At 69.7% G+C, this 25,247-nt stretch carries 29 protein-coding genes; 9 read left to right on the top strand and 20 right to left on the bottom strand.

Features of this window, described 5'->3' with window-relative positions; genetic code table 11:
- Positions 1-26: 26 nt before the first annotated feature.
- The 5 genes from RE421_RS01220 to RE421_RS01200 are packed head-to-tail and all read left to right on the top strand — an operon-like array spanning position 27 to position 4,674.
- The gene (locus RE421_RS01220; RefSeq protein ID WP_309812995.1) at positions 27-1,058 is read left to right on the top strand and encodes an extracellular solute-binding protein; all 1,032 of its coding nucleotides are present in this window, start codon (positions 27-29) and stop codon (positions 1,056-1,058) included.
- Between the two features lies 1 nt (position 1,059).
- Positions 1,060-2,268: a cytochrome P450 gene (locus tag RE421_RS01215; protein ID WP_309812992.1), complete on the top strand. Its 1,209-nt coding sequence runs from the start codon at positions 1,060-1,062 to the stop codon at positions 2,266-2,268.
- Positions 2,268-3,557, top strand: a complete 1,290-nt coding sequence (locus RE421_RS01210) for a cytochrome P450 (protein WP_309812990.1) — start codon at positions 2,268-2,270, stop codon at positions 3,555-3,557. Before RE421_RS01215 ends, RE421_RS01210 begins: the two co-directional genes overlap by 1 nt.
- Positions 3,554-4,048, top strand: coding sequence for an HtaA domain-containing protein (locus RE421_RS01205; protein WP_309812987.1), 495 nt, complete (start codon positions 3,554-3,556; stop codon positions 4,046-4,048). Before RE421_RS01210 ends, RE421_RS01205 begins: the two co-directional genes overlap by 4 nt.
- Positions 4,049-4,089: 41 nt before the next feature.
- Complete coding sequence (locus RE421_RS01200; protein WP_309812984.1) at positions 4,090-4,674, top strand: MarR family transcriptional regulator; 585 nt, start codon at positions 4,090-4,092, stop codon at positions 4,672-4,674.
- 18 nt (positions 4,675-4,692) lie between these two features.
- Here RE421_RS01200 and RE421_RS01195 read toward each other — a convergent pair whose 3' ends face one another.
- The 9 genes from RE421_RS01195 to RE421_RS01155 all read right to left on the bottom strand — a co-directional run bounded on the left by RE421_RS01195 (position 4,693) and on the right by RE421_RS01155 (position 14,547).
- Positions 4,693-5,886, bottom strand: coding sequence for an MFS transporter (locus RE421_RS01195; protein WP_309812981.1), 1,194 nt, complete (start codon positions 5,884-5,886; stop codon positions 4,693-4,695).
- Between the two features lie 2 nt (positions 5,887-5,888).
- Positions 5,889-7,127 (bottom strand): 2-hydroxyacyl-CoA dehydratase family protein, encoded by a 1,239-nt coding sequence (locus tag RE421_RS01190; RefSeq protein ID WP_309812978.1) that lies wholly within the window; start codon positions 7,125-7,127, stop codon positions 5,889-5,891.
- Entirely contained in the window at positions 7,124-8,329 is a 1,206-nt protein-coding gene (locus tag RE421_RS01185; RefSeq protein ID WP_309812976.1) for a 2-hydroxyacyl-CoA dehydratase family protein, read from the bottom strand. The genes RE421_RS01190 and RE421_RS01185 overlap by 4 nt, the downstream gene beginning before the upstream one ends.
- A 26-nt stretch (positions 8,330-8,355) precedes the next feature.
- Positions 8,356-9,597, bottom strand: coding sequence for a CoA transferase (locus tag RE421_RS01180; RefSeq protein ID WP_309812973.1), 1,242 nt, complete (start codon positions 9,595-9,597; stop codon positions 8,356-8,358).
- Positions 9,594-10,736 (bottom strand): CapA family protein, encoded by a 1,143-nt coding sequence (locus RE421_RS01175; protein WP_309812970.1) that lies wholly within the window; start codon positions 10,734-10,736, stop codon positions 9,594-9,596. The genes RE421_RS01180 and RE421_RS01175 overlap by 4 nt, the downstream gene beginning before the upstream one ends.
- The gene (locus RE421_RS01170; RefSeq protein ID WP_309812967.1) at positions 10,733-11,638 is read right to left on the bottom strand and encodes an amino acid ABC transporter ATP-binding protein; all 906 of its coding nucleotides are present in this window, start codon (positions 11,636-11,638) and stop codon (positions 10,733-10,735) included. Before RE421_RS01170 ends, RE421_RS01175 begins: the two co-directional genes overlap by 4 nt.
- Entirely contained in the window at positions 11,638-12,615 is a 978-nt protein-coding gene (locus RE421_RS01165) for an amino acid ABC transporter permease (RefSeq protein ID WP_309812965.1), read from the bottom strand. Before RE421_RS01165 ends, RE421_RS01170 begins: the two co-directional genes overlap by 1 nt.
- Positions 12,612-13,541 carry a transporter substrate-binding domain-containing protein gene (locus RE421_RS01160; RefSeq protein WP_309812962.1) on the bottom strand — a complete coding sequence of 310 codons (930 nt, stop codon included), beginning with the start codon at positions 13,539-13,541 and terminating at the stop codon, positions 12,612-12,614. The genes RE421_RS01165 and RE421_RS01160 overlap by 4 nt, the downstream gene beginning before the upstream one ends.
- Before the next feature lie 382 nt (positions 13,542-13,923).
- The gene (locus RE421_RS01155) at positions 13,924-14,547 is read right to left on the bottom strand and encodes a hypothetical protein (protein WP_309812959.1); all 624 of its coding nucleotides are present in this window, start codon (positions 14,545-14,547) and stop codon (positions 13,924-13,926) included.
- Between the two features lie 217 nt (positions 14,548-14,764).
- Between RE421_RS01155 and RE421_RS01150 the strand changes: the two genes are divergently transcribed.
- Both RE421_RS01150 and RE421_RS01145 read left to right on the top strand, forming a co-directional pair.
- Entirely contained in the window at positions 14,765-15,484 is a 720-nt protein-coding gene (locus tag RE421_RS01150) for an EcsC family protein (RefSeq protein ID WP_309812956.1), read from the top strand.
- 491 nt (positions 15,485-15,975) lie between these two features.
- Positions 15,976-17,001 (top strand): Fic family protein, encoded by a 1,026-nt coding sequence (locus RE421_RS01145; RefSeq protein WP_309812954.1) that lies wholly within the window; start codon positions 15,976-15,978, stop codon positions 16,999-17,001.
- 158 nt (positions 17,002-17,159) lie between these two features.
- Here the strand turns inward: RE421_RS01145 and RE421_RS01140 are convergent, their stop codons facing one another.
- The 4 genes from RE421_RS01140 to RE421_RS01125 form a co-directional block, all read right to left on the bottom strand.
- Positions 17,160-18,020 carry a hypothetical protein gene (locus RE421_RS01140; protein WP_309812951.1) on the bottom strand — a complete coding sequence of 287 codons (861 nt, stop codon included), beginning with the start codon at positions 18,018-18,020 and terminating at the stop codon, positions 17,160-17,162.
- Positions 18,021-18,069: 49 nt separating this feature from the next.
- Complete coding sequence (locus RE421_RS01135; RefSeq protein ID WP_309812950.1) at positions 18,070-18,912, bottom strand: metal-dependent hydrolase; 843 nt, start codon at positions 18,910-18,912, stop codon at positions 18,070-18,072.
- 277 nt (positions 18,913-19,189) lie between these two features.
- Complete coding sequence (locus RE421_RS01130) at positions 19,190-19,378, bottom strand: hypothetical protein (protein ID WP_309812941.1); 189 nt, start codon at positions 19,376-19,378, stop codon at positions 19,190-19,192.
- Entirely contained in the window at positions 19,371-19,937 is a 567-nt protein-coding gene (locus RE421_RS01125; protein WP_309812938.1) for a hypothetical protein, read from the bottom strand. Before RE421_RS01125 ends, RE421_RS01130 begins: the two co-directional genes overlap by 8 nt.
- 278 nt (positions 19,938-20,215) lie before the next feature.
- On the opposite strand from RE421_RS01125, the gene RE421_RS01120 reads away from it, so the two are divergent.
- Complete coding sequence (locus tag RE421_RS01120; protein ID WP_309812934.1) at positions 20,216-21,067, top strand: enoyl-CoA hydratase-related protein; 852 nt, start codon at positions 20,216-20,218, stop codon at positions 21,065-21,067.
- Positions 21,068-21,108: 41 nt separating this feature from the next.
- On the opposite strand, the gene RE421_RS01115 is transcribed toward RE421_RS01120, so the two are convergent.
- The 6 genes from RE421_RS01115 to RE421_RS01090 all read right to left on the bottom strand — a co-directional run bounded on the left by RE421_RS01115 (position 21,109) and on the right by RE421_RS01090 (position 24,376).
- Positions 21,109-21,366: a DUF6480 family protein gene (locus RE421_RS01115; RefSeq protein ID WP_309812931.1), complete on the bottom strand. Its 258-nt coding sequence runs from the start codon at positions 21,364-21,366 to the stop codon at positions 21,109-21,111.
- A 90-nt stretch (positions 21,367-21,456) separates the two neighbouring features.
- Positions 21,457-22,209 (bottom strand): OBAP family protein, encoded by a 753-nt coding sequence (locus tag RE421_RS01110; RefSeq protein WP_309812928.1) that lies wholly within the window; start codon positions 22,207-22,209, stop codon positions 21,457-21,459.
- A gap of 83 nt (positions 22,210-22,292) precedes the next feature.
- Positions 22,293-22,778, bottom strand: a complete 486-nt coding sequence (locus RE421_RS01105; RefSeq protein ID WP_309812926.1) for a glutathione peroxidase — start codon at positions 22,776-22,778, stop codon at positions 22,293-22,295.
- Complete coding sequence (locus tag RE421_RS01100; RefSeq protein ID WP_309812924.1) at positions 22,778-23,200, bottom strand: organic hydroperoxide resistance protein; 423 nt, start codon at positions 23,198-23,200, stop codon at positions 22,778-22,780. The genes RE421_RS01105 and RE421_RS01100 overlap by 1 nt, the downstream gene beginning before the upstream one ends.
- Positions 23,201-23,248: 48 nt before the next feature.
- Positions 23,249-23,683 carry a MarR family transcriptional regulator gene (locus RE421_RS01095; RefSeq protein WP_309812921.1) on the bottom strand — a complete coding sequence of 145 codons (435 nt, stop codon included), beginning with the start codon at positions 23,681-23,683 and terminating at the stop codon, positions 23,249-23,251.
- A gap of 78 nt (positions 23,684-23,761) precedes the next feature.
- On the bottom strand, positions 23,762-24,376 hold the full coding sequence (locus tag RE421_RS01090) for a hypothetical protein (RefSeq protein ID WP_309812918.1): 615 nt from the start codon (positions 24,374-24,376) through the stop codon (positions 23,762-23,764).
- Positions 24,377-24,566: 190 nt separating this feature from the next.
- Between RE421_RS01090 and RE421_RS01085 the strand changes: the two genes are divergently transcribed.
- Positions 24,567-24,830, top strand: a complete 264-nt coding sequence (locus tag RE421_RS01085; RefSeq protein ID WP_309812915.1) for a hypothetical protein — start codon at positions 24,567-24,569, stop codon at positions 24,828-24,830.
- A gap of 48 nt (positions 24,831-24,878) precedes the next feature.
- Here RE421_RS01085 and RE421_RS01080 read toward each other — a convergent pair whose 3' ends face one another.
- Positions 24,879-25,169, bottom strand: coding sequence for a DUF4287 domain-containing protein (locus RE421_RS01080; RefSeq protein WP_309812912.1), 291 nt, complete (start codon positions 25,167-25,169; stop codon positions 24,879-24,881).
- Positions 25,170-25,247: the final 78 nt, after the last annotated feature.

The raw sequence follows: 25,247 nt of genomic DNA, 5'->3' as shown, positions 1-25,247 counted from the left end.
CCGCACACCCCTGAAAGGCCCCTCTCATGAAAAAGCACGTCTCCGTCCTGGCCGCCCTCGCCGCGGTGTCCCTCACCCTTACCGCCTGCTCCGGCTCCGGCTCGGACTCGGAGGCCGTGGAGGCCGCCGACCTCGACGCCGAGACCCAGTCCCTCGTGGACGAGGCCCAGGACGCCGGCCCCGTGACCCTCTACAGCATGGTGGACGAAGCCGTGCTGCGCGAGGTCGCGGCGGACTTCGAATCGGCCTACGGCATCACCGTGGAACCGGTCCGCCTGGTGTCCGCCGACCTGGCCCAGCGGTTCTCCAGTGAGGCATCCACCGGCAGCAGCCCGGCGGACCTCATCATGCTGACGGACTCCCCGTTCTATGACGAGGCCCTCGAGGAGGGCTGGATCTCGTCCTTCGCCGAGGCCGAGCTGCCCGACTCCCTGGCCGGGGACTTCCCGGAGGACCTGTACACCCATGACGGCAGCACGCCGATGGTGTCCTTCGTGCCCACGGAGACCGTCTACAACACCGATCTGGTCGAGTCCGCCCCCACGTCCTGGGAGGACTACGCCGATCCGGCCTACGCCGGGAAGCTGCAGATCGCCGAGGTCGACTCCTCCCCGGCCAATGTGGCGTTCTGGTCCCTGATGCGCAACGAGTTCGGTGACGAGTTGCTGGAGGGCATCGCCGCCAACAACCCCACCGTCTCCGGTGGGGCGGTGCCCGGCACCCAGGCGGTGGCCGCCGGTGAGGGCGCGCTCGGCCACCCCGGCGTCCTGCCGGTGATCAAGAACCTCCAGGAGAGCGGTGCGCCGGTGGAGGTCGCCTCGATGTCACCCACCACGGGCCCGGAGGTCGGCCTCGGGCTGGCGGAGAACTCCCCCAACCCCGCCGGGGCGAAGCTGTTGGCCGCCTACCTCATGAGCGAGGAGGGCAACCTGCGGTTCAACGAGTCGGCCTCCCAGATCTCGCCCTTCGACGCCGAGGGCATGGACCGCTTCACCCGCACCGCGGACATCGAGATGTCCGACGCGGCCGAGCTCAAGTCCCTGATGGGAATGAACTGACGTGGTGGAGACCGCGGTGCATGCACGCCGCTCCGCCCACGACTTCGATGCGCAGTCTCCCGAGGGCTTCGACGATGCCCACCGCGAGTTCGCCCGGCTACGGGCCGAGCATCCGGTGGCCCGCAGCCAGGACTTCGGCGGCTTCTGGGCCATGTTGGGTTACGAGGAGCTGGCGGAGGTCATCACCGATATCGACCGGTTCACCACCACCTCGCAGAACGCGATCCCGAAGTTCGCGTTCACCGGGGTCCGGCCGCCCCTGCACCTGGACCCGCCGCAGCACACCAGCTACCGGCGGGTGATCAACCACTTCTTCACACCCCCGAAGATGCGGGCCCTGGAGCCCGCCGTCCGCCGGTGCGTCCAGGAGCTGATCGAGCCGCTCATCCGGCAGGGCACGGTCGATGTGGCGCGTCAGTACGCGCAGAAGCTCCCGGCGCACGTCTTCGCCGAGTTCTTCAACCTCTCCGCGGAGACCAGCCTGGAGATCAAGACGGTCAGCGGCACCTACGTGGACGCCATCCAGGTGCTGGACCATGAGACGGTCAAGTCCCTGAGCGGCCGGCTCTACGAGATCGCCCAGGCGATCATCGACGAGCGCCGGGCCGGCGCCTTCTCCGCGGAGGACGACCTCACGCAGGCCCTCCTGGAGGCGGAGTACGACGGCGGCCCGTTACCTTCCGCGATGGTGCTCGGCTGTGTGCGCCAGCTGATCGTCACGGGCATGGTGGCCCCGAGCGTGTTCATCGGCAACATGTTCGTCCACCTGAGCCGGGATCCGCAGCTGCAGCAGCACCTGCGCGAGCATCCGGAGGACATCCCGGGCGCGGTCGAGGAGTTCGTGCGCCTGTACAACCCCTACCGGGGCATGGCCAGGACCGCGAGGCATGACACCGTGGTGGGCGGCCAGCAGATCCAGGAGGGCGACCCCATCGCCCTGGTGTACACGGCCGCCAACCGGGACCCGCGGATGTTCGAGGAGCCGGACACCTTCCGGCTGCACCGGGAGAACATCGCCAAGCACATCAGCTTCGGACGGGGGACGCACTCCTGCCCGGGGGCGCCCCTGGCCCGGATGATGTTCCGGATCACGCTGGAGGAGGCCCTGTCCCGCAGCAACTTCGACCTGACGGGGGATCCGGGCATGGCCAAATGGGCCGAATGGGGCACCAACCACGTGCCGCTCGAGTTCATCGCGCTGGGGGCCTGATGACCGTGGAACGCACCGGCCCCGCCGCTCGCACCGGCCCCGCCGCTCGCACCGGCCCCGCCGCTCGCACCGGCCCCGCCGCTCGCACCGGCGGCGCGGCACCGCTGCCCGGCGGCCCGCCCACGGGGACCTTCACCCTCACCTCGGATGACCCGGGGCTGGCCTTCGCCACGTACGCCCAGTTGCGTGCCACACACCCGGCGGCCTACACGGAGGACCTGGGCGGGTACTGGGCGCTGACCGGATACCAGGACGTCAGGTCGGCGGCCTCGGACGCGGAGACGTTCATCTCCTCGGTCAAGGCCGTGGTGCCCAGCGATCCCCGGGGAATCCGGCGTCCGCCCCTGAACTTCGACGCGCCCCGGCACACGCCGTTCCGCCGGGCCCTGCACCGGACGCTGGCGCCGGGACGGGTGGCGGCGTTGTCCGAGCGCATCGGCGAGCGGGCCGAAACGCTCTTCGAGGAGTTCGTGGCGGGGGACGACGACGATCTCACCCGAACGTTCGGGACGTTGTTGCCGGCCTACGCCGAGGCGATGTGGCTCAACCTCGATCCCGAGCGGGTCACCTGGCTGGCTCGGACGGCCACCGCCTGGGTGGAGGCCTGGAGGCGCCAGGAGGGGGAGGCGGTCACGCTCCACAGCGAGCGGATGTATGAGGTCGCCCGGTGGCTCGTGGCGGACCGGCGCAGCCACCCGCGGGATCCGCGGGAGGATCCGGCCTCCGCCCTGCTCGCCGAGCGGGTGGACGGCCAGGAGCTGGACGAGGAGCACATGGTCGGGGCGTTGCGCCAGTCCCTGGTGGTCGGCATGGTCGCCCCGCCGCTGTTGATCGGCGGGATGGCCCGGCACCTGGCGGAGGACCCGGAGCTGCACCGTGCGCTGCGGACCGGCGAGGTGGCCATGGAACCGGCGCTGGAGGAGTTCCTGCGGCTGTACACCCCGTACCGGGGATTCGCCCGCACCGTCAGCCGCCCCACCGAGGTGGCCGGTGCACGGCTGGAGCCCAGCGAGCCGGTCACCCTCGTCTATGCCGCGGCCAACCGGGACCCGGCGGAGTTCCCGGACCCGGACCGCTTCGACGCCTCCCGGCCCAATCTGGACCGGCACCTGGGCTTCGGGCGGGGTCAGCACCAGTGCGTGGGCCAGCACCTGGCCCGCGGCATCATCCGGGCTGCGCTGCAGGTGATGGTCCACCAGGCGGACCGGCTGGAGGTGCTGGGGGTCCCGGAGCCGACCCGGATGCCCGAGCTGGGCTACCAGTCCGTGCGGATCCGGGTCCACCGGTGAGCGGGGCCCAGGGCAGGGTCACCCGCCGGGACACCGGGCTGGCCTGGGGGATCAAGGGCAGCTTCGTGGACTACGTGGAGCGGTGGCCGGGGGCCTCCGTGGACCTGGCCCCCGGCACGGGGCGGCTTCCGGATGGCGGGTTCTACTTCACGCCGGACCCGGACCGGCCGGCGGGGGCACGGTGGTTCCGGGGCGGCGTGCGGATGCGGGCCCACGGCGGCCTGCTGGACGTCAGCCTGGCCGACCCCCGGGTGGAGGACCACGGCTCCGGCCACGTCCTGACGGCCGAGACCTGGATCGACGGCCGGTGGGAGCGGGTGCCCTTTGCCGAGCTGCAGTGGCCCGAGTCTCCCGAGCCTGAGACGGCCGGCGTGGGGCATGAGGTACGGATGGTGACCGCCGAGGCCCGCCTCCACCCGGACGCCGTACCGGTCTTCGACGGCACCTATCCGGCAGGGTCGGGGCTTGCCCCGGTCCGGGTGCGGCTCTGACCGAGAACGGGACATCGCAAACAACTTGATATTCTCGGGGGATGGAGCTTGAACGAGACCCGCGCGGCGAGCCGGCCACGGACCGCCTGAACTACACGGCCTACCGCCTCGGCCGGGCGCTGGACCGGTTCACGGAGAACCTGGCGCTCTCCCACGGCGTGACGCTGTCCCAGTTCCTCCTGCTCCAGGTCCTGGGGGAGGGTCAGCCGCTCTCCAACGCCCAGCTGGGCCGGCGTACCTTCGTCAGCGCGCAGGCCGCGCACCTCGTGGCGAACGAGCTGCTGGAGCTGGGGCTGGTGGAGCGCGGCAGTCATCCGACGAACCGGCGGATCCGCCTCATCCAGCTCACGGAGGCCGGCTGGGACCTCGTCCAGGCCTGCACCCGGGACCTCCGCGCCCACGAGCGGCGCCTGACGGAGGTGGTGGGGGATGATCTCGGCAACTCCATCGTCGGGGTCCTGGACCACGCGGCCCGGGAGCTGGCGGGCGGATACTTCGGGGACGACGAGGCGGAGGCGGAGGCCGTCTCCCGCCGCCAGATCACCAGCCGGCCGCGGCACGTCCCGTCCCGGCTGGCGGCCAGCCGCCTGAAGGCCCTGGACCGGGAGGCCGGCGGCACCGCCTGAACTGCCCCAGCCCATCCACTACGGCCGCGTCCGGAGCAGCACCACCACCGTGCAGGCCAGGGCGCTCACGGCGGAGACGGCCAAGGCCACCCGCCCCGAGCTGGCGTCGATCACCCAGCCCATGGCCAGCGCCCCGAAGGGCACCATGCCGTAGCTGCCCAGGGTCATCCAGGACATCATCCGCCCGATGAACCGCGGCGGCACCGACTCCTGGGCGGCCGCGTTGACGATGCCCTGGTAGTAGCCCACGCCGAGCCCCAGCACGGGGGCGGCCACCAGGAACAGCACCAGCGTCGGGGCCGCGGCGTTGAGCGCGAGGGCCGCACCGAACACGGCCGTGGCCGGCACCAGGGACCGCACCGTCACCTGCGCCCGGCGGGCCGCGAGCACCCCTCCGGCCACCGCCCCCACCGCGTTGAGCGTGTGGACGGCCCCCACGGCGGCGGCGTCCCCGCCATAGGACAGGTCCACCGTGGAGGTGAGCACCAGGCCGAAGTTCATGGCCAGCAGGGAGACCACCACGTTCACCACCAGCAGCGTGGCCACGTCCCGGCTCCACCGGAAGGAGGACGACGCCGGCCCGGCCGGGTCCGCGGGACCGGGCCGGCCGCCGTCGGGCCCCACCGGGGTGCGCCAGTGGAGCTCGGCCGGACGGATCAGCCACCGCGAGGCGAAGACCAGCAGGTAGGCCCCGGCGTTGATGAGGATGCAGGCCCCGGCCCCGAGCCCCTGGAAGGCGAGGCCCGCCAGGGCCGGGCCCACCGAGCGGGCGGCGGCCAGAGCGATAGTGCTGACGGACGCCGCCCGGGAGAGCCCGCCGGCGCCCACGAGCTCGAAGATGATGGTCTGCGCCGCGACCCGTTCGAAGGCCTGGACCGTCCCCAGTACCCCGACGAGCCCGTAGAGCGCCCACAGGTCCGGGTCCTGGTTCACCACGAACACCAGCCCGGCGGTGGCGGCGGCGGAGGCCAGGGAGGTCACGAGCAGCACCGTGCGGGGCGCCACGTGTTCCATCAGCCGGCCCGCCGGCAGTCCCAGCAGGAAGATCGGCAGGAACTGGGCGATCGTGATGCCGCTGAGGGCCTGGGCGCTGCCGGTTGCGCCGAGGACCACGAGCTGCAACGCCAGGTTCTGGAACCAGACCCCGGTGTTGGAGATCAGCTGCCCGGTGAAGTACCAGGAGAAGTTCCGGTGCCGGAACGGGCTGCCCACCGTCAGAGGCGGGTGCGGATGAACTCGGCCATCCGCTCGGGGATGCGGGCCGCCGAGCTGGAACGCTGGTCCGCGTTGTTGGCCCGGATCTCCAGCACGGGGATCCCCTCCGCCTCCAGGGCCTCGGTGATGAACCCGCTGCCGGGGGTGTCATCCGCCACGAGGTGCACCACCCCGTCCACACCGTGGCTGAGGGCCTCCTTGACGTACCACTGGGCGGACCACGGCGGCACGTAGAGCTGGTCCGTGATCCCCACGAAGCGGGCGGCCAGCGTCCGCACGGGGTCCTCGCCGTAGCGCAGGTAGCCGTCCGCGGCGATCGCCAGGTACATGGACCAGACGAACACGGCGCCGAACTCCTCCTGGAACCGGGTGTACAGGCCCAGGTCGGACCACAGTCCGCGGCCCACCCACATGAGCCGTCGGCGCTCCCCGGGGCACACGGCCACGCCGTCCGCCACCCGCTGCGCCGTCTCCTCGTACAGGGACCGGGCGGCGTCCACCGCCCACTGGGTGCCGCGCTGCCACTGGGGGGCCATCACCGCCGGCATCGTGTCATTGACCAGCACCGGGGTGGGCCGGGCCGCGGCGATGAGGTCCCGGGTGCGCCGGTTCCACTCGGCCTGCTGGTTGCCCAGGGCCATCACCTCCGCCAGCCGGTCCCGGTCCAGCGTCCGCCCGGTGCGCTCCTCGAGCCAGGCGATGAGGTCCTCGATCTCGCCCTGCAGCAGGTCCAGCCGCTCGGAGCCGAAGGCCTGCTCCCAGTCGCGCGGCACGAGCTCCCACCACCGGTCCGGGACGGGGTCCGCGCCGGTGCGGGAGAGCAGGAACGTCTCCGTGCCGGGGAACCTGCCCCACTGCTCGAAGATCTTGGCGGTGACGTCCCCGCTGCGTTCGGCCACGGCGAAGCGAGGGGTCGGCAGCCCGCCCCACGGGCGCTCGCCGGCCTCGAGGCGCTGCTCGCCCAGCGGCATCGCGTCGTACTGCAGGCTGAAGTCCGGCAGCCCGGCGGCGGCGAGCCGTTCCATGGAGGCCGGCCCGGCCCTCTTGGCCGCGATGATGGAGGACCACCACTGCGTGACCACGTAGGGGATGTCCAGGGCGCGGAACACCTCGTGCGGGGCGTCGGCGTTCACCAGCGCGATGGGCTCGCCCGCGGCGGCCCGCGCGCGCACCGTCTGGAACCAGTCCTTCTGGTAGGCGGTGGCGGCCACGGCGGAGCGGAGTCGGTGATCGGTCACGACGTGGCCTCCTGGGCGTGAATGCGGGAGAGCAGTTCGGCCGTGGCCTCGGGCACGCCGTCGGCGGGAACCTGCACGACGGCGGCCAGCCACCTCCCGCTGCCGGCCAGCGCCTCGCGGTGGTCGGCCAGGTCCCAGGCCGGGCCGTCGTCGAGGTCCCGGACGAGGGCCGCCACGCCGGCGGCGCCGGACGTCTCGACGGCCTCGAGCAGGTGCCGGGTCCGCTCGGCGGCCAGGGAGCGGGCGGCCGCGGGCGAACGCCGGGCGTGGAGTTCGGCCAGGGCACTGAAGGCCTCGGCGGGAGAGGCCGCCTCCGCCGTCCCCCCACCCCCCTCAGGCGCAAAGTGACCTGACCCCCACCGTTGTGACGGGGTGGGGTCACTCTGTGCCTCGGCCGGGGCGGTGCCGGTCGGGACGGCGGTGCCGATCCAGGCGCCCTCACCGGTGTCGTGGTCCTCGCCCACCACCGAGAAGCCGGCCCGCTCGAGCTCCTCGTACACCGAGGGGTCGGGGTGAGAGCTGCCGGTCATGAACACCGGCACGGCGCCGCCGTCGGCCGCCTCCGGGGGAGTCGTCGGGGCGGTTGCAGCGTCCAGGACCGCCTGGATCTCGGCCACCGCCTCCTCCGGTGTCAGCCGGCCGGCGGCCGCGTAGCAGCGCAGGGCGGCGGCCCCGGTCAGGGTCCGGTCCCGCCGTCGGTCCCGCACCCGGTCCAGGGCCTGGCCCAGGGATGTCTCCCGAGCCGCGGCCGCGGCCAGGGTGGCGGCGTCCACCGGGGTCCCGGTGCAGCGGGTGGCGAAGTCCGCTAGGCGCTCGTACTGCCGGGCCACGAAGCGGTTCCGGTGGGCGCCGCCGCCGCGGGGCGTGTCCAGCAGGTGGACGGGGAACGGGAAGCGGCCGCGACCGGCCAGCACACGCAACACGTAGTAGACGCGCAGGTGGGCCATGGAGTCGTTGCAGACCACCAGGCCGGCCAGGTCATCGTGCGCGCCGGACAGCACGCCGTCCAGCACCCGGGCGGCCACGGCGTCGGCGGCCCCGAGGAGTTCTGCCGCCTCCTGGGAGACCTCCCCGCTCCACGCGCCGGACAGGCGCACCGGGGTGGCACCGGCGGCCAGGACGAGCTGGCGGGGAACGTCCGCGCCGACCACCCCGATCCGGGGTGCGGCCGCCGTGGGTGCGGCCGCCGTGGGTGCGGCCACCCGAGGTGCTGGCTCAGGAGTCGCGGTCACAGCACGCCCGAGGAGCGCAGCCCCTCGATCCGGTCGGCGTCATAGCCGAGCGCGTAGAGCACGGACTCGGTGTGCTCACCCAGATAGGGGGCCGGTGCGTCCAGCGAGGTGCTGCTGCCGGAGAGGACCACGGGCAGGCCGGAGCCGAAAAGTCCGTCGAAGTGTCCGAACTTGGGGTGGACCAGGGGGACCACCTCACCGCGGGCCACCACCTGGGGGTCCCGGACGGCCTCGGCCGTCGTCCGGACCGGAGCTGCGGGGGCCCCGTGGGCGGTGAGCGCCTCGAGCACGTCGGCGAGGGGCTGCTCGGCGGCCCAGCCGGCGATCAGCCCGTGCAGGCGATCGGCGTTGGCCACCCGGGCGTCCCGGCTGCCGAAGTCCTCGGAGGTCAGCAGGTCCGGCCGGTCGATGGCCCGCAGCACTCCCGCGGCGAACTGGTCCGTGGGGGCGCAGATGGCAAAGTAGCCGTCGGCGGCGCGGAAGGTGCCGAACGGCGCGAGCCGGGGCACGTAGGCGCCGGTGCGCAGCGGGAAGCCGACCGACTCCAGGGCGTCGAAGGGCTCGCACGCCACCATGGAGGTCAGGGCCCCGAGCATGGACACGTCCACGTGCTGGCCCTGCCCCGTGTGCTCGGCCTGCAGCACGGCGCCCAAGGTGCCGATCACGGCGAAGAGCGGAGCGGAGAGGTCCCCGATGGGCAGGCCGAAGCGCACCGGCGGCTGGCCCGGCTCCCCGGCGGTCATCATGACGCCGCTCAGGGCCTGGACGATGGTGTCCATGGCCTTGCGGTCCCCGTTGTCCGTGCCGGCGCCGAAGCCGCTGATGGAGGTGTAGACCAGCTTCTCGTTGAGGTGCTTCACGGCCGCGTAGTCGATCCCGAGGCGCTTGGTCACCCCCGCGCTGTAGTTCTCCACCACGATGTCCGCCTCGGCGATCAGGTCGAACAGCACCTGCCGGCTCTCGGGGTGCTTGAGGTTCAGCGTCATGGACTCCTTGCCGCGCCCGCGCAGCATCATGGAGACGGACATGTCGTCCTCAGAGGTCCGGCGCACGCTGAGGCCGTCCGCGGTGACGTAGGGGGAGTTGTTGCGGGAGGAGTCGCCGCCGCGAGTGGGGTTCTCCACCTTGATCACCCGGGCGCCCAGCCCGGCCAGCAGCAGCGTGGCGTAGGGGCCGGCGAGGGCCGTGGTCAGGTCGATCACGGTCTTGCCCGCCAGAGGTCGGTTCTGGGTGCTCATCGGGGTGTCTCCTCCAGGTGGATGGTCAGTCGGTCCCCGGTCCAGTCCAGGACCGTGTCCAGGCCGGCGTCCCGGGTGATGGTCTTCAGGTAGTCGCCCACGGCCTCGCCGCCCTCGGCCCGGGACAGCGGGACCGGTCGCGCGTCGTCGTCGATCCAGCAGGGGATGGCCTCCGCGTCCACCGTCCCGTCCGGGCCCAGGGTGATCGCGGCGATCACGGTGTTCCGGCTCTCGGGGTGGAAGGGGTACTCGGGCATCTCCGGGTCCGGCTGGAAGCCGAACAGCCGGATCCGTTCCCGCGCCCAGGCCCGGCGCTCGGGGGAGTCGTCCGGCGCCCCGCCCAGGGCCTTCGTCACGGTGGCGAAGTTGCCGAGCCCGTGGAAGATCGGCCGGCCGCGGTAGGCCTCGATCCCCTTGAGGATGTGGGCGTGGTGGGCGATCACGGCCACGGCGCCGGCGTCGATGGCCGCGTGGGCGATCTCGTACTGGTACTGGGCGATCTCCACCGGTTGGTGGACCAGGCCCTGGTGCAGGGACACGACGACGGCCGTGCCCTCGCGCGCCTGGCCAGCCACCCGCTCGGTGAAGGCGGCCAGGGACCGCGGCTCGGCGAAGGTGTAGGTGCGCGGAGGCCCGCCCGGGTTGGCGCCGCGGGGCTCGTAGTGGGTGACGACCTCGATCCAGGCGCAGCCCGCCTTGGCGCTGCCCGCCCAGGACTCGCGCGGCCCCACGCAGTTGACGCTGAGCACCACGATCCGGTGGTCCCCGTGCTCGGCGACGGCCGGCTCCCACGCCTCCTCGAGGTTCCGGCCGGCGCCGGTGGTGGCCAGTCCCCGGTCCCGGCAGTGCTGACGGGTGTCCTCGATGCCCTGCTCGCCGGAGTCGTAGACGTGGTTGCCGGCCAGGGTCAGGACGTGGAACCCGGCGGCGGCCACGGCGTCCAGGGCCGAGGGTGGCGCCGGCACGGCGGGCACGTCCGAGGACGTGGTGGCCGTGGACTCGGTGTGCGGCACCTCGAGCTGGCCGATGACCAGGTCCGCCCCGGCCAGCACGGGGGCCGCGGCGGCGAACAGGGACGTGGTGTCCGCCCGCTCCAGGACCAGGTCCCCGGTGGCCATCAGCGTGGTCGTTCCGGTCACGGCTGCCGGGCCCCGTTCTCCCGGTCGGTCTGACGGCCGGTCTCGCGGCCGGTCTCGCGCTCGGCTCCTTGGTCGGCGTTCGCGCGCATCGAGCGGGCCAGGAAGGAGCGCAGCCGGTCGGTCTGCGGGTCGCGGAAGAACGCCTCGGCGGGACGGTCCTCGATCACCCGGCCCTCGGCCATGAAGATGCAGCGGTCCGCGACCTCGCGGGCGAACTCCATCTCGTGGGTGACCACCACCATGGTCCGCCCGGTGGCCGCCAGGGCCTGCATGGTCTGCAGCACCTCGTCGATCAGCTCCGGGTCCAGGGCGCTGGTGGGCTCGTCGAAGAGCAGCACGCGGGGCTCCACGGCCACGGCGCGGGCGATGGCCACGCGCTGCTGCTGGCCGCCGGAGAGCTGCCGCGGATAGGCCGTGGCCTTGTCCGAGAGTCCCACCTTGGCCAGCAAGTCCAGGGCCTTCGCCTTGGCCTGTGCCGGGGCGATGCCGTGGACGGCGATGGGGGCCTCGGTGACGTTGCGCAGCACGGTCCAGTGCGGGAACAGGTTGAACTGCTGGAACACCATGCTCATCCGCCGGCGCTGGGCCCGGACGCCGGCGTCGGTCAGGGGGCGCAGGGTCCTGCCCTGTTCGAAGCCGAGCAGCTCCCCGTCCAGGTACATGGCGCCGCCGTCGATGCCCTCGAGCTGGTCCAGGCACCGCACGAGGGTGGACTTGCCGGAGCCGGAGGGGCCCAGGATGGCCACCACCTCGCCCTCGTTGACGGTCAGGTCGATGCCGTCCAGGGCCGTCAGGTCCCCGAAGCGCTTGCGCAGCCCCACGACCTCGAGGACGGGGGCGCCGGGGTCCGGGGTGGCGCCGTCCCGGCGGTCGGGTGCCGTGGTGATCTGGGATCCGTTCATCACTGGTTCTCCTCGTTCCGGACCGCTGCCGTGGTACTGCTCGGGCCGGCGTCGGGCCCTTGCTGTGCGGTGGCCTTAGGGGCGGTGCGCGTGGCACCGCGGCTGTAGTAGTCCTCGACCTTGCGCTGGAAGAAGGTCAGGACGGTCACGGCCACGAGGTACCAGATCACGGCCACGATGAGCATGGGGACCACGTCATAGGTGCGGTTGTAGATGACCTGCACGGCGTGCAGCAGATCGCCCATGGCGATGACGCTGACCAGGGAGGTGCCCTTGAGGGTGGCGATGACCTGGGAGCCGGTCGGGGGGATGATGACCCGCATGGCCTGCGGGAGCACGATCCGGGTGAAGGAGTGCCAGCGGCTGAAGCCCATGGCCGCGGAGGCATCATGCTGGCCCTGGTCCACCGAGAGGATTCCCGCGCGGATGATCTCCGCCATGTAGGCGGCCTCGTGCAGGGACAGGCCGATGATGGCCGCGGTCAGCGGGGTGATGAGGTCATTGGTGGACCAGCTGAAGAGTTCCGGGCCGAACGGCACGCCCACGGAGATCCGGGGGAGCAGGTAGGCCAGGTTGAACCAGAAGATCAGCTGGACCAGGGGCGGGACCCCGCGGAAGAAGCCCACGAAGGCCATGCAGGCCATCCGCACGGGCCAGTAGTCGCTGAGCTGGCCGGCGGCCAGGAGGGTGCCCAGAGCCGTGCCGAGCACCATGGCCACCACCATCAGCAGGACGCTGGTCACCAGGCCGAGCAGCACGCTGGGGTTGAAGAGGTACTCGGCGACGATGTCCCACTCGAACCGCTCGTTGGTGATGAGGAAGGACGCGATCCCGAAGACCACGAGGGCCAGCAGGACGGTGCCGAGGATGCGCAGCGGCCTGACCCTGGGACGGGCCTGGGCCACGTCCACGGCGTCGGTGCGGACGGCGGGCGGGGACGGGGCGGAAGGTGACATCTGGGTCTCCGTGAGGGTCATTCGCCGGACTCGGTCATCGGGTTGAGGGTCGGGGCGTCCACCGTGACGTCGTCCAGCTCCCACTCGGACATGATCCGGTCATACTCGCCATTGGCGAAGATGCCCTCGAAGGCGGCCAGCATGGCCGGCGCCAGCTCGTTGTCCTTGGGCATGAACATGGCCAGCTGGTCCACTCCCGCGCCCTGCTCGTCCGACTGCACCACGAACTCGAAGGTGCCCTCATCCTGGGCCTGGAGGTCGAGCGCGGCGGTCTGGGTGGTGCCCGCGTAGTCGGCGCGGTCCGACTGGATGGCGAGGATGGTGGAGTTGGTGTCCTCGAGGCCCAGGAACGTGGGCGCCTCGAGCCCGTTGTCCGAGCACCACTGGGTGTAGTGCTCCAGCTGGCTCTCGGTGACGGAGCCCGTCACCCCGGCCACCCGGGCGCCGCAGACGTCCTCGGGAGCACCGAGCTCGTCCTGGCGCTCGGTCAGGTACAGGTAGGAGGTCCGGGTGGTCATCCACACCACGGCGTCGAAGTCCTCCTCGCGCTCCGCGGTGGTGCGGACCGGGCCGTTGAAGGCGTCGTAGCGGCCGGACAGCATGCCGGTGAGCATGGCGTCCAGGCCGGAGGAGGTCTGGATGGCGAACGGCACGCCCAGCTGCTCCGCGAGGGCCGCCTGGATGTCCGGATCGATCCCCGTGATCTCCCCGTTCTCCTGCAGGGTGCGGTACGGCGGGTGCGTGTCACCGGCGATGTTGATGACCCCGGCGTCCTGGATGGCCTCCGGAAGCTGGTCATAGACGGGGGCTTCCGTGTTGACCGTGGCCGTGGTGGCCTCGGCCGGGCTGGCCGTGGAATCGGTGCTGCCGCCGCCGGCGGAGCAGGAGGCGAGGGCGAGCATGGCCGCGCCCGCCAGGACTGTGGTGCTGAGACGGCTGAGCTTCATGGTGATCTCCCGGGTGAGTGAGGTGCATCACGGATGGAATGTTCGATGAGAATATCATGCGACTTGATATTAATCACGGCGTAGTTCTCTCGATGCGCAGCGCAGGCCATGTATTCCGGCCATTCCGGGCTGGGTGTCCATGGGGAATCGTGGTTACAAGGTTTTGTCCATGATGCAGAACGTCAAGGAAAAGGGGGCGGGAGGGCAGGGAGTGAGCTCGGCCGAGGGGCGGTCAGGCTGCCCCGCCTACGCCCCTCGGTGGCGGGTCACAGGACCGCAGAGGCAACCGCCCGCGCCGGGACGTGCGGTCGACCGCGAGTAGCTTGCGGGGATCGGGTCGGCCCTGGGGTGCCGCGGCCGCTGGGGAGCGGCCCTTGGCGCGTCAGTCCTGGAAGGAGAAGGTGATGTCGATGTCGGGGTCGATGCCGGCCACGATCTGGCTGTAGAAGGACTCCGCCTGCTCCTTGAGGTCATCCTCGTGCTGGGCGACGTACTCGTCCTTGTTCTCGTCGCTGAGGATCTCGTTGGCCAGGTCGAGCTCGTCGGCCTTCGGAGTCACCCAGCGGAAGGCACCGCCGTCCTCCTGCGCCGAGGCGAACTTCACGGCGTCGTGGCCGATGAAGGTGAACTCAGGGATGGTGATGGCGAACGAATCCTCCCCGGTGGGTTCGATCGTCACGCCCTCACCGTCGATGCCCAGTTTGGCCTGGAAGGAGTACGGGATCACCGTCGTGCGGTCGGTCCAGGGAATCTGCAGTGCCGCCTGATCGAAGAAGCGGATATCAGCCCCGGAATCCTCGTGTTCGTGCATGCCCTGGATGCCCAGTTCCAGGAGTGCGACTTCCTGAATCTCAGTGACGGATTCGATGATCTGGGTATCACGATCCTCGGTACCGTCTCCGAAGATTCCCCCTGGCAATACGTAACCGGCCGCGACGGTCCCCGCGACGCCGATGAGGGTCCCAAGGCCGAGGCCGGGGAGGAAACGCGTGGTGGAGGTCCTCACGAGGGTCCCTTGCTTTCTCGAGAATGAATGGTGATGGTTTCAGCCGGTTGATCGGTGATCGGTTTGATCAGGGTATTCGGAAACTCACCCGAACATCGTTGTGGTGTCTTGTATGCACCGTAGGAGGACGCGGGGACGCAGTTTGGAACCCGACGGCCACGGTGACCGAAGCCGCATAGGGGGACCAGATACCGCACGCCTTTTGAGAGGACATCTGATGGCGGATACCACCACGGAACCGGAAAACTCATCCACGACGATGGCTGAGAAGGCGTCCGACCAGCTTCTGAAGATGGTCGGTTCGGTGATCGACTCGGGCGTCGGGCCCATCTCCGGGTCGATCCAGTGGGCGGAGGACCGGTTGTCCCGCGTGCAGCGCGAGCGCTACGTGGCCAATGACGGGCCGATGCGGAAGTTCGACCCGGAAGCCCGCGAAGATATCGAGAAGACCATCAGACGACTCATTGTGGAGTCAGTGGAGGCGGCCGGCGTCAATGGCCTCGTGACCGGTCTTGGCGGGTTCATCATGATGCCCGTGGCCGTTCCCGCGAATATGGCTGGTGCCTTGGTCATCAACGCCCGGTTGGCTGCTGCCATCGCCTACCTGCGGGGCTACGACCTCAAAGATCCGCACGTCCGAACGGTAGCGACGCTGATCGCGGTGGGTTCGAATGCCCAGCAGGTGGCCAAGACCGTGGGAATCAAGGTCGGCCAGAAGCTGGCGATGGAGGCGATCAAGAAGATCCCGATCGCCGTGATCCGTCAGGTGAACCGCAAGGCGGGTTTCATGCTTCTGGCCAAGTACGGGACCAAGCGGTCCGTGGTGACCTTGGCCAAGGGGATCCCGCTTGTCGGTGGAGTGGCCGGTGGGGCCGTGGATGGGACCATGACCACCCTGATCGGCCGGACCGCCAGCACCATGTTCCCTGCCGACTGATACTCAACCCGGCGAAGAGGACTTCGACGCGCACCCGCGGTCGCTCGGCTGGATTCCGGCTGGCTTCACAGGTCGATCACGAGCTGGAAAACAGCGCTGACCATCCCGGCCACCGCAGCGGTGCAGAACCTGCTCGACGGAGGTGGCGGTCCGGTCCTGCGCGCCGGAACGGGACCTGTTCCTGGACGAGCGGGAAGGGACCTCGTTCCGACGCAATGCCACCAACCTTCAATTCAGGCGACCGTTGCTGAAGGTTACTCGTAAACCTTTGGTAACGTGACGGAATGATCACACCCATGGGCCACGAGGGAGCGTCTCCCTGGGCCGTGGGGTGGGAAGACGTCGACTGGCCTGCGCCCATCGACCACAGCGTCTCGCGGCGTCAACAGTTGGCCAGTCGTGGGCCCTATCGGGCAGCAGTCCCACCGTTCATCGCCGATCTATCGGTGGAGTTGGGTTCCGCCTCAGCAACAGAAGCTGCCGAGGCGACCATGGAGCTGGTCCGCTTCGACGCCGAGGTGCAGCAGGCCCTGGGGGTCGGCGGCGCAGAGGTAGGCCCTCTGAGTGCCGTCCTGCTCCGCACTGAGTCCGCCTCCTCATCGCAGATCGAACAGGTCACCGCCGGCGCGAGGGCGTTGGCGCTGGCCGCGCTCGGGGAATCGACCGGACCGAACGCCGCCTTGGTCGCCTCCAACGCGCGGGCCATGGAGCGTGCCATCGCTCTTTCTGAGGGCATCACCACTGACGGGATCGTCGAGGTGCAACAGGTGCTTCTGGGAGACGGTGTTCCCGGGGTCACGGGGGCGTTTCGTGATGGTCCGGTCTGGATCGGTGGACGGGGATCCTCGCCGCACACGGCCACCTTCGTGGCGCCTCGTCGGGAGCGCGTGCCAGAGCTGATGGAGGACCTTGTGGCCTTCACCCGGCGGGCCGATCTGGCCCCCTTTGTGCAGGCGGCGGTGGCGCATGCCCAGTTCGAGACGATCCATCCCTTCTCCGACGGCAATGGCCGTACCGGCCGCGCCCTCGTCCACGCACTGTTGCGTCACTACGGCGTCACCCGCCGCGTGACCGTCCCGGTGTCTGCGGGGCTGCTGGCGAACGTCGGCTCCTACTATTCCGCACTCGGGGCGTATCGGGAGGGCGACCTGGATCCCATTGTGGCCGAGTTCACCGGGGCCGCCTTCATAGCGTGCGCCCATGGACGGGTCTTGGTCCGGGCGCTGGAGGAACTCCTGGCGGACTGGACCGAACGGATCACCGCCCGTTCCCACGCAGCGGTCTGGCGGGCACTGCCCGTTGTCGTCTCGCAGCCGGCCGTGACCGCGCAGTTCCTGGCGGAACGGACGGGCGTCTCGGAGCCAGCGGCCACGCATGCTGTGAAGCAGATGGTGGAGGCCGGCATCCTCGTCCCGGTGGGGGACCGGAAGCGCAATCGGGTGTGGACCGCGGACGAGGTCCTGGGCCTGTTGGATGACTTCGCGCTCCAGTCAGGCCGGCGTCAACGGGGTCGTTGACGTGAGGCTGGCGGTTGTAGCGCCTACTACCAGACGGACAACCACTCCTGCTCATAACGACCGAAACCGGTCATGTCCGCTCCTCGCTGCTGCAGGATTGCACCGAGGAGGTCAACAGGGTTCTCCCCAGACCTCCCACTCTCCAGAACGTCCACGGACTAAAGGTGGCTTCGGAGCGCTGCAGCGCCGGACAGGACCCGAGTCGCCTTCCCCTCCGGCACGGGCGGCTGAGGTTCGACGTGCAACTCAACTCGTGGGTGTGAGTACAGGACACAGGTCCAGAACCACGGTCGGCGGATGTCATCGGCTACCAGCCTGTCCTTGAGCTGGACGGCGTGGCGCCGAACCTGGGACCGCGGAGAGGAATCGTTGGTGTGGGTCCGTACCAGCAGTTCGTCCTCGTCAGAGTTCGAGGAGGGCCGGTTCTGGTCCCTCCGGCGCCCCGTGCAGACCTGAACGGCGAAGGACTTCTCCAGCGGTTTCTCGTCCAGGATCGGCCCGAAGGCGGGACTGACGGTGCTGGGCAGTCGGCCATCGAAGACGAGCTGCTTCCAGTACTTGTTCTCGATGATCATCGCGAAGGAATCAGTCAACAGCACGTGATCGAGTTGCGCGACGAAAGGCTTGTCGGGGTGACCGCCTGCCGCAAGGAACTGGACGTTGGTGGCGAGGACGCCGTGGAGCCCGAGAGACCTGCAGGAATCCAGAATGAGCGCCCGTGAGACCAGATCCTCCTTGATCGGTGGGGACGCCGCCAGCCGGAAGGCGTCCGCACGTTGAACCGCACCCTGGTGCTCTTCCTCCAGCGCCGCCAGCTGACGGCGATGCTCCTCGACGGTGTGCTCACGTTCCCGGCTGTGTTGTTCAGTAAGTTCAGCGAAGTGCTGGTCACGCTCCCGCGTCCGAACGGCGGCCGTGCGATCCATGACTCGCAGGCGACGGACGAAAAGCATAGACATCACGACGACGGCCACGAGCAGGACCGCGATGACGAACCACAGTATCCATCTCTCTGTCATGGGCCCAGTAGATCAGGTGGGCCAGACAAGGAACGAGGCGTTGCCGTGATTAACCCGCCAGCACCGCGATCAACGCGGTCAGCATCCCGGCCACCGCCACCAGTGAGATCGGCACCGCGAGGGCCCATTCGCGACGTGAGCCGGTGGGTCCGAGGATGGGCAGTTTCATCCGGCCGCCGCTGCTCCACAGCTCCTTCACCACCGGGATGCGCGTGAATATCCGCGGGGGCTTCAAGGTGGCTGGCCAGAGCAGGTTGCAGCCACCGTCGGTGAGCATGTCCCCGGCCACGTGGACTGCCGTCCCCAGGGCCACGGCCGCCACGAAGAGCTGACCCTGATCGCCCAGTCCGATGGTCACCAGCGCGCCGAGGGGGGCGGCTACCAGCCACGGGGCTTTGCGGGCACGGTCCGGGATGAACTTCAGGGCCTTGGTGGCGAAGGACGCCAGCAGCACGGTCCCCAGGCCGGCGCCGAGCTGCACGGTGCCGGTGGTGGTGGGCATGGCCAGTAGCGAGAGCATCCACGCGAGCACGGTGAAGGCTGCGAGACCGAGCAGCGAGTGCGTGCCGTTGCGATGCCCGCCGGCCAAGGCGCCCACCACCCGGCAGATCCACTCGGACACCGGCGGCAGCGCGTGGGCGATCGAGGCGCTGCGGTGGTCGGCATCCGGAAGCAGGGCCGCACCCGCGGCCACGATGGCCCCGGTCAGCACGCCCAGGTCCGTGATCCCGCCCAGCAGCCCGAATCCCAGCGGGACAACCTCGGGCATCACCAGTGCCGAGCCCGGCCCGAGAGGCCCGACGCCGGCCAACGGCCCGAGCGGGACCGCATAGTCCGCAGCGAGCAGCACCCAGACCGCCGCCCCACTGGCGGCGTGGTGCGGTCCCATCATGGGTGGAGGTCCTTCCGGTCAGGCGCACTGGTGAACGACTAACCATCAGACCACGAGCCGCAGACGGGTTAAGGACAGACTTCACGTCAAGGTCGTGGACATCCGGACATCAAGTACTGGGGCAGGGGAGGACAAGGCTGATCCGCATGGTTCAAGGGCAAGCGAGGCTTGGCCATTAAATACTGCGGTGAAACACGATTAAGTCCGTCGAGTTCCGACGAAGCACGTGATGCCCATCAGGCAGAGCGCCCCGCCGGCTTGGTGACGTCTGCGTCTTCTAGGCTGATCGGTCCTCGTGTGACCTTTGAACCGACGAGTTGTGCTCATGTTCGCCGACGATCTGCAGAATACGTTCGGGTACTGCCTGCTCCTGCTTCTTGGCAATAGCAATGTAGGCATGTGCGGCCGCACGCCTGTTCCGCAGGTAGCGGCTGCGGAGCGCCTCCTGAGAGATCTTCTTAGCCACGAGTGGTCCTGTTCGATTGACGATTGGCGACGTTGCTAGCCGAGTCGCTGTCTACATTGTCTATCTCGGAGGGTACTCCAAGCACGGTTCCGAGGGCATCCAACGCGAAGGATCGCGCTTTTTCGCTCGGCGCATTCTCGCCGAGGTAATCCAGCATGATAATGGCTGCATATGCGTCCTCATCAACCAGGAGGCGGGTATTGGCGTCGATGACGTCGACATCCAGTTCGAAGGAATCGTTGCCCGCATCTTCAGAGACTTCTGAACCCGAGAGAAGTCGGTCCACCGCCCAGCGCGCGTTCTCCCACCACTGTGCTTCCAGCGCCGTGTCGCGGGCCATGTTGGAAGCTTCGAGTGCTGTACGTCGGGATGTGTCTGCTGAACGTGAGACTCCCCGATAGGCGATCACGGCGGCGACAAGAGCGGCAACACCGCCGAGGCCGGCGCTCGTGGAGAACCCGTATCCCCAAGCAAGAAATGCATGCAGGGGAATCGGCCAGGCTGAATGCACCATCATGCCAATGACACCGCCAGCCGCGAATGCCACGACGATCCACATCCAGAGAAGCCACGCTGGCCTTCGGCGATGTCCATTGGTTGCTGCCAACTCGACCCCCTGCTGAGGCTTAGCCATGTGCTGTGCTGTGCTGTGGGACACCTTGCCTCACGGCGCAGACGAGATAAGGGTGAACTCGACAGTGGTGAACGAGAGCGGCGCCGGGCTGGGCTATTGGGACGCGGCATGACATCGCCGTGGTTGAGAGGGCATGCCATCATCGAAGGACCGAGCCCGGTGCTAGGACACCGGACCGGCCCCGCCCCTCAAGGAGTCGCGCCATGGCACCGGATATCGCCGTTGAGTTGCAGGACGCCGTCCTCACCGTCACCCTGAACCGTCCTGCGAAGAAGAACGCGTTGACCGAGGAGATGTACGGCGCGCTTGCCGACGCGATCGTCCGTGCGGAGACCGATCCGCAGGTCAGGGTGGTCCTGCTCCGTGCCGAAGGTGACCTCTTCAGCGCCGGCAATGACATCGCGGACTTCTCCCGGCTGGCTGCCCGGATCGCCGACCAGACCGCTCACCTGGCTCCCGACCAGACGGCCACCGAAACCCCGGGCGCCCCAGCGAACGGGCCGGCGTCGGGCATCACCGGGCGGATGAACGTGTGGCGCTTCCTCCGCGCCCTGGCGGCCAGCACCACGCCGATCGTCGCCGCGGTCCAGGGCCAGGCCGTCGGGGTGGGGACCACGATGCTCCTGCACTGCGACTACGTGATCCTGGCCGAGGGAGCCGCGCTCATCACCCCGTTCGTGGACCTGGCGCTGGTGCCGGAGGCCGCATCGACCGTGTTGCTGCCCCAGCGCATCGGTCACGCCCGCGCGTTCGGCATGTTCGCGCTCACCGAGCCCCTCTCCGCCGCGGACGCCGTGGCCTCGGGTCTGGCGAACCGACTGGTCCCGGCGGAGGCTCTCCACGAGACCGCGCAGCAGGTGGCCGCCACGCTGGCCGCCAAGCCGCCGGGGGCGCTCGCCGCCACCAAGCGCCTCATGCGGGACGCGGCCGGATTGACAGTCATCATGGACCGCGAGGTCGCCGAGTTCACCGGGCGACTGGCCAGCCCGGAGGCCCGCGAGGCCTTCACCGCTTTCGCCGAACGCCGGAAGCCGGACTATTCCCGGTTCTCGTGAGCCGGGCCTGACCCTGGCCTGAGCCCGGCGCGGCCGGCCGGTCAGAACATCCCGGCGACCCGGCCGATGATGCCCAAGACCACGAAGATCAGAACCAACGCCAGGATGACCACCAGCCAGGTCTTGTTCTTGGCGCCGACGCCGGGCTGGTCCACATCGAGTTCGTTGTTGGTGGGGCCCACGCTGGCGCCCTCAGCGGGCGGGGTGTCGCCGTCGATGCTGTGCCCTGACGTCTCACGGGTCGCGTCGGCCGCCCTCTCCGGGTGATCTCGGGTCTCTTCGGGATCGATGTTTGCCACGGATGCCTGCCTTCTGCCATCGGTCGTGCGGGGCGTGCGTACGGCAAGGGTAGCAATGCTGCCTCGCCCCTGACTGCGTGGCGTCGGGCCCTACCGCTTGAAGTCCATTTCCTCCAGCCGGGTCTGGAAGGTCCGGCCGCTTTCCCAGGGGTTGGCGCCCGGGGCGACCTCCGGCGTCGGGATGTCCGCGCGCGAGGCGCGCTGGTGGGCGGTGGAGAGGCCGAGTCGGCTGTCGCGCTGGCGGATGAGCTCCTGGTCGGCCTGCCCGTCGCCGGTCAGTCCCATCATGAGTTGGGGGATGCCGTAGGGGAAGTCATCGCGGTCGTACTGCCAGGTGTGGAAGGTCTTGCCGTAGGTGGTCACGAGGTCCATGAAGTAGGCGTGTTCGGCCAGCTCCGGGACACCCGGGGCGGCCAGGACGCCGGACTTCACCTCGTAGTGGTGGCTGTGCCAGAGCCGCTTCTCGTCCTCGGGCAGGGACAGGAAGCGCTCCTCGGTGGTGATGTACTCGATGCCGATCAGGCGGGCGTCGGGCGCGTTCCGGTCGAAGATCACGCACTGGTGTAGGTCATGGCGTAGGTGGATGCAGAAGTGCGAGGCCTCCACCTGCCGGCCCATCTCGTCGGCATACATGTGCAGGCCGTTGAGGTAGGTGCTCATGGCCTCCAGCGGGTACTTCGGCTGGATGAGGCCGGAGGCCAGGTCCAGTGCGCGGTGCTTCAGCGGGTGCCCCTGGCCGACCTTGGCGGCGGTGACCACCTTGCGTCCGACGGCGGCGCTGACGGCGACTCCGAGTCCGGCGGCGAAGCCGAGACCCATGGATTTCAGCTGAGTTGGTCCCATACGGCCACCGTACTCATCGGGACGGCGGAGCACACGGGTTGGGCGGTCACGGGAGGGATCAGCAGGATTCCGGCCAGCCCCCTTCACCGCGCGGAGAGCGCCGCCTCGATCGCCGGGCGCATCTTCTCGGGTCCGGTGGTCGGGGCAAATCGCTCGAGGACCTGCCCGTCGCCTCCCACGAGGAACTTGGTGAAGTTCCACTTGATGGCCCCGCCGAGCAGGCCGGCGGTCTCCCGGCGCAGCCAGACGAACAGGGGATGGGCACCGGCGCCGTTGACGTCCACCTTGGCGAACATGGGGAACTCGACCCCGTAGTTCAGTTGGCAGAACTCACTGGCCTCGGCGTCCGTGCCGGGTTCCTGGTGGGCGAACTGGTTGCAGGGGAAGCCCAGCACCACCAGCCCCTGATCCCTGTACTCGGCGTAGAGCTCCTGCAGGCCCTCGTACTGGGGCGTCAGACCGCACTTGCTGGCGGTGTTGACCACCACGGCGACCTGCCCGGCGTAGTCGGAGAGCGGCTGCTGGTGGCCGGCCACGGTGGGGGCCGTGAAGTCGTGCAGGGTGGTCATCAGTCCTGTACCACGTTCACGTGCACGTCGATGTTGCCGCGCGTGGCGTTGGAGTACGGGCAAACCTGGTGGGCCTGGTCGGCAAGCTCCTGGGCCTGCTCGGCGGGGAGGTTCGGCATGACCACCTCGAGGGTGACCTCCAAGCCGAACCCGCCGGCGTCGTTGGGGCCGATGCCCACCCGCGCGCCGACGCTGGACTCGCCCAGGTCCGCCTTGGCCTTGCGGGCCACCATCTGCAGGGCGGAGTGGAAGCAGGCCGCGTAGCCGGCGGCGAAGAGCTGCTCGGGGTTGGCGCCGTCACCGGAGCCGCCCATCTCCCGCGGGGTGGCCAGGTCCAGGCTGATGGTGCCGTCCGCGGTCTGAGTGCGGCCGTCGCGGCCACCTCCGGTGGCCAGGGCCTCGGCGGTGTAGATCGTCTGCATGGTTCTCTCCTTGCGGTGGGCGGGATGGGGTAGGTGTGCGTGGGTTGGTCAGCCGGCGGCCACGAAGCGCCGGGAGAGGTCGCGCAGGGCGAGCAGGTCCGCGCCGGAGAGCCCGACGGCGTCCAGCAGGCACCGCTGGACGTCCACCGCGCGCTCGCGCAGGGCCTCGCCGGCGGCGGTCAGGCGGACGGTCACCCGGCGGGAGTCGGTGGTCTGGCGCTCGCGGGCGATGAACCCGTGCTCGTCCAGGCGACGCAGCAGCGGCGAGAGTGTGCCGCTGTCCAGGTGCAGCCGTTCACCCAGGGCCGAGACGGTCTGGCCATCCTGCTCCCAGAGCACGAGCAGCACCAGGTACTGCGGGTAGGTCAGTCCCAGCTCGTCCAGCAGCGGACGATAGGCCTGTTGCGCGGCGCGGGCCGCTGAGTACAGGGCGAAGCAGACCTGGTCCTCCAGGCGGAGGGTCGGTTCGGTGGCTGTGCTCATGGTAGAAGTGTTGTGCACAATTCAGTTGTGCACAAGGGGAAAATCCACAGTCCCTTCAAGAATGGTGCCCCGCGTGGCTCAGCGGGGAATCCGGACGGTGCTGGTCAGCGTGGTCAGGCTCGGGAACCTCGGGGTGGAACTGAAGCCGAAGTCTGCCGGTGGGTCCAGGTCCGTCAGGGCGCCCAGGTCCTCCCCGTCCCACGCCGCGCGCGAGGAGGCGAGGCGATGCAGGTCCCGGGCCGCATACCACTCGGTGCGGTCGTTGCCGGCGGTGCCCACGGTCCGCACGCCCGGCATCACCACGCGGGCTACCCGGTCCGTGAGTCTCGCCATGGTCAGGCTCGATCCCACCGGTCCGGGCACCGCGCGCAGCAGGTGCCCCAGTGGCACGCGCCGGCCCACGTCGAACGCCCAGTCCAGCGGGCCCGCGGTGACGTGCCAGCTCGAGCCGGCGGCAGCGCCGGCGTCGGGCCCCTGCACCCGGACCGGCACCTGCCGGACCTCGTCAAAGGTGTACGTGGTGGAGACGAAGTCCGCCACCCAGGCGTCCGGGGCCAGCAGGATGCGGTGCCCGTCCGGGCGCTGGACCATGACGTCCGCGAAGGGCCCGTGCGGCGACCTGGTCCAGCACCCGAGCACCAGTCGGGTCCCGCCCGCGGTCCCGGCGCCGGCGATGTGACCGGTGAACCGCAAGCGCGTCCATCGACGCCTCGCACCGCGCTCCCGTTGAGTCATCAGATCCTTCCTCCCGCAGCCCGTGGCACTCTGTCCATCCACTGATGGTCCATCCCCTGATGCTCGCCGCCAGGTTCCCGGACCACAAGACCGTCGGCTGATCGGCTGGGGCGGGTGGCATGGGGCAATTCGTGGGAGAATCATGACCATGGGTGACCGAGACACGAGGACGCTGCTGTCCGATGCGCTCCAGATCCTTAAGGGCACGGACGCCGATGACAGTCGGGTCAAGGCGCGGGGCCGCCGCGCGCACGCCCGCGTCCTGGCCATGATCAACTTCGCTGACGAGACTGCGCGGCTCAGCCGCGAGCAGCGCATCGCCAACCTGTTGATGCTGGCCAAGATGGATCACGAGGACTCGCAGTGGGCCCTGGATGAGGCCCGCGCCATGCTGCACGAGAAGAAGAAGTAGTCAACGACGCCGGCAGGGCACCTTCCGAAGGTCGGCGCCGGTCCCGCCTCAGGCCGGCTTGGTGGCCTTGCCGTCCAACCAGAGGGTGTCCGATGCATCGCTGTGGCTGCCCGTGGTCCCCACGTGCTTCGCATCGATCTGGGGGCCCTTTGTGATGACGTGGACCAGGGCCATGCCGTGGCCGCGGCCGAGCCCGTAGTCGGCCTTGAGCCACTCGAGGATCTCGGCCGCCTTCACCGAGTCATTGTCATAACCCCTGCTCCGCGCGATCTCCAGCAGCTGGCGAGGGGTGAGGCCGGTCTTGTCCTCGATGGTGTCGAGGTAGGCCTGGAAGGACATGGGGCTCCTGAGGGGGTCGATCCTGGGGTGGTGGCCCTCATTGTCTGTGGGGGACGGGGGAGAGCGCCAGACCTCCGG

Source organism: Citricoccus sp. I39-566, assembly GCF_031432995.1.
In the GTDB taxonomy this organism is placed as follows: domain Bacteria; phylum Actinomycetota; class Actinomycetes; order Actinomycetales; family Micrococcaceae; genus Citricoccus; species Citricoccus nitrophenolicus_A.
This window is presented reverse-complemented; position numbering and strand designations above follow the sequence as displayed.

Excerpts from the sequence above, each read along its gene's own strand:
- RE421_RS01180 (WP_309812973.1), bottom strand. The coding sequence starts at position 9,597 with ATGAGCACCCAGAACCGACCTCTGGCGGGCAAGACCGTGATCGACCTG.
- RE421_RS01125 (WP_309812938.1), bottom strand. The coding sequence starts at position 19,937 with ATGTGGATCGTCGTGGCATTCGCGGCTGGCGGTGTCATTGGCATGATG.
- RE421_RS01165 (WP_309812965.1), bottom strand. The coding sequence starts at position 12,615 with ATGACCCTCACGGAGACCCAGATGTCACCTTCCGCCCCGTCCCCGCCC.
- RE421_RS01145 (WP_309812954.1), top strand. The coding sequence starts at position 15,976 with ATGGAGCTGGTCCGCTTCGACGCCGAGGTGCAGCAGGCCCTGGGGGTC.
- RE421_RS01105 (WP_309812926.1), bottom strand. The coding sequence starts at position 22,778 with ATGACCACCCTGCACGACTTCACGGCCCCCACCGTGGCCGGCCACCAG.
- RE421_RS01110 (WP_309812928.1), bottom strand. The coding sequence starts at position 22,209 with ATGGGACCAACTCAGCTGAAATCCATGGGTCTCGGCTTCGCCGCCGGA.
- RE421_RS01135 (WP_309812950.1), bottom strand. The coding sequence starts at position 18,912 with ATGATGGGACCGCACCACGCCGCCAGTGGGGCGGCGGTCTGGGTGCTG.
- RE421_RS01220 (WP_309812995.1), top strand. The coding sequence starts at position 27 with ATGAAAAAGCACGTCTCCGTCCTGGCCGCCCTCGCCGCGGTGTCCCTC.
- RE421_RS01210 (WP_309812990.1), top strand. The coding sequence starts at position 2,268 with ATGACCGTGGAACGCACCGGCCCCGCCGCTCGCACCGGCCCCGCCGCT.
- RE421_RS01160 (WP_309812962.1), bottom strand. The coding sequence starts at position 13,541 with ATGAAGCTCAGCCGTCTCAGCACCACAGTCCTGGCGGGCGCGGCCATG.
- RE421_RS01100 (WP_309812924.1), bottom strand. The coding sequence starts at position 23,200 with ATGCAGACGATCTACACCGCCGAGGCCCTGGCCACCGGAGGTGGCCGC.
- RE421_RS01200 (WP_309812984.1), top strand. The coding sequence starts at position 4,090 with ATGGAGCTTGAACGAGACCCGCGCGGCGAGCCGGCCACGGACCGCCTG.
- RE421_RS01120 (WP_309812934.1), top strand. The coding sequence starts at position 20,216 with ATGGCACCGGATATCGCCGTTGAGTTGCAGGACGCCGTCCTCACCGTC.
- RE421_RS01080 (WP_309812912.1), bottom strand. The coding sequence starts at position 25,169 with ATGTCCTTCCAGGCCTACCTCGACACCATCGAGGACAAGACCGGCCTC.
- RE421_RS01095 (WP_309812921.1), bottom strand. The coding sequence starts at position 23,683 with ATGAGCACAGCCACCGAACCGACCCTCCGCCTGGAGGACCAGGTCTGC.
- RE421_RS01085 (WP_309812915.1), top strand. The coding sequence starts at position 24,567 with ATGGGTGACCGAGACACGAGGACGCTGCTGTCCGATGCGCTCCAGATC.
- RE421_RS01170 (WP_309812967.1), bottom strand. The coding sequence starts at position 11,638 with ATGAACGGATCCCAGATCACCACGGCACCCGACCGCCGGGACGGCGCC.
- RE421_RS01140 (WP_309812951.1), bottom strand. The coding sequence starts at position 18,020 with ATGACAGAGAGATGGATACTGTGGTTCGTCATCGCGGTCCTGCTCGTG.
- RE421_RS01150 (WP_309812956.1), top strand. The coding sequence starts at position 14,765 with ATGGCGGATACCACCACGGAACCGGAAAACTCATCCACGACGATGGCT.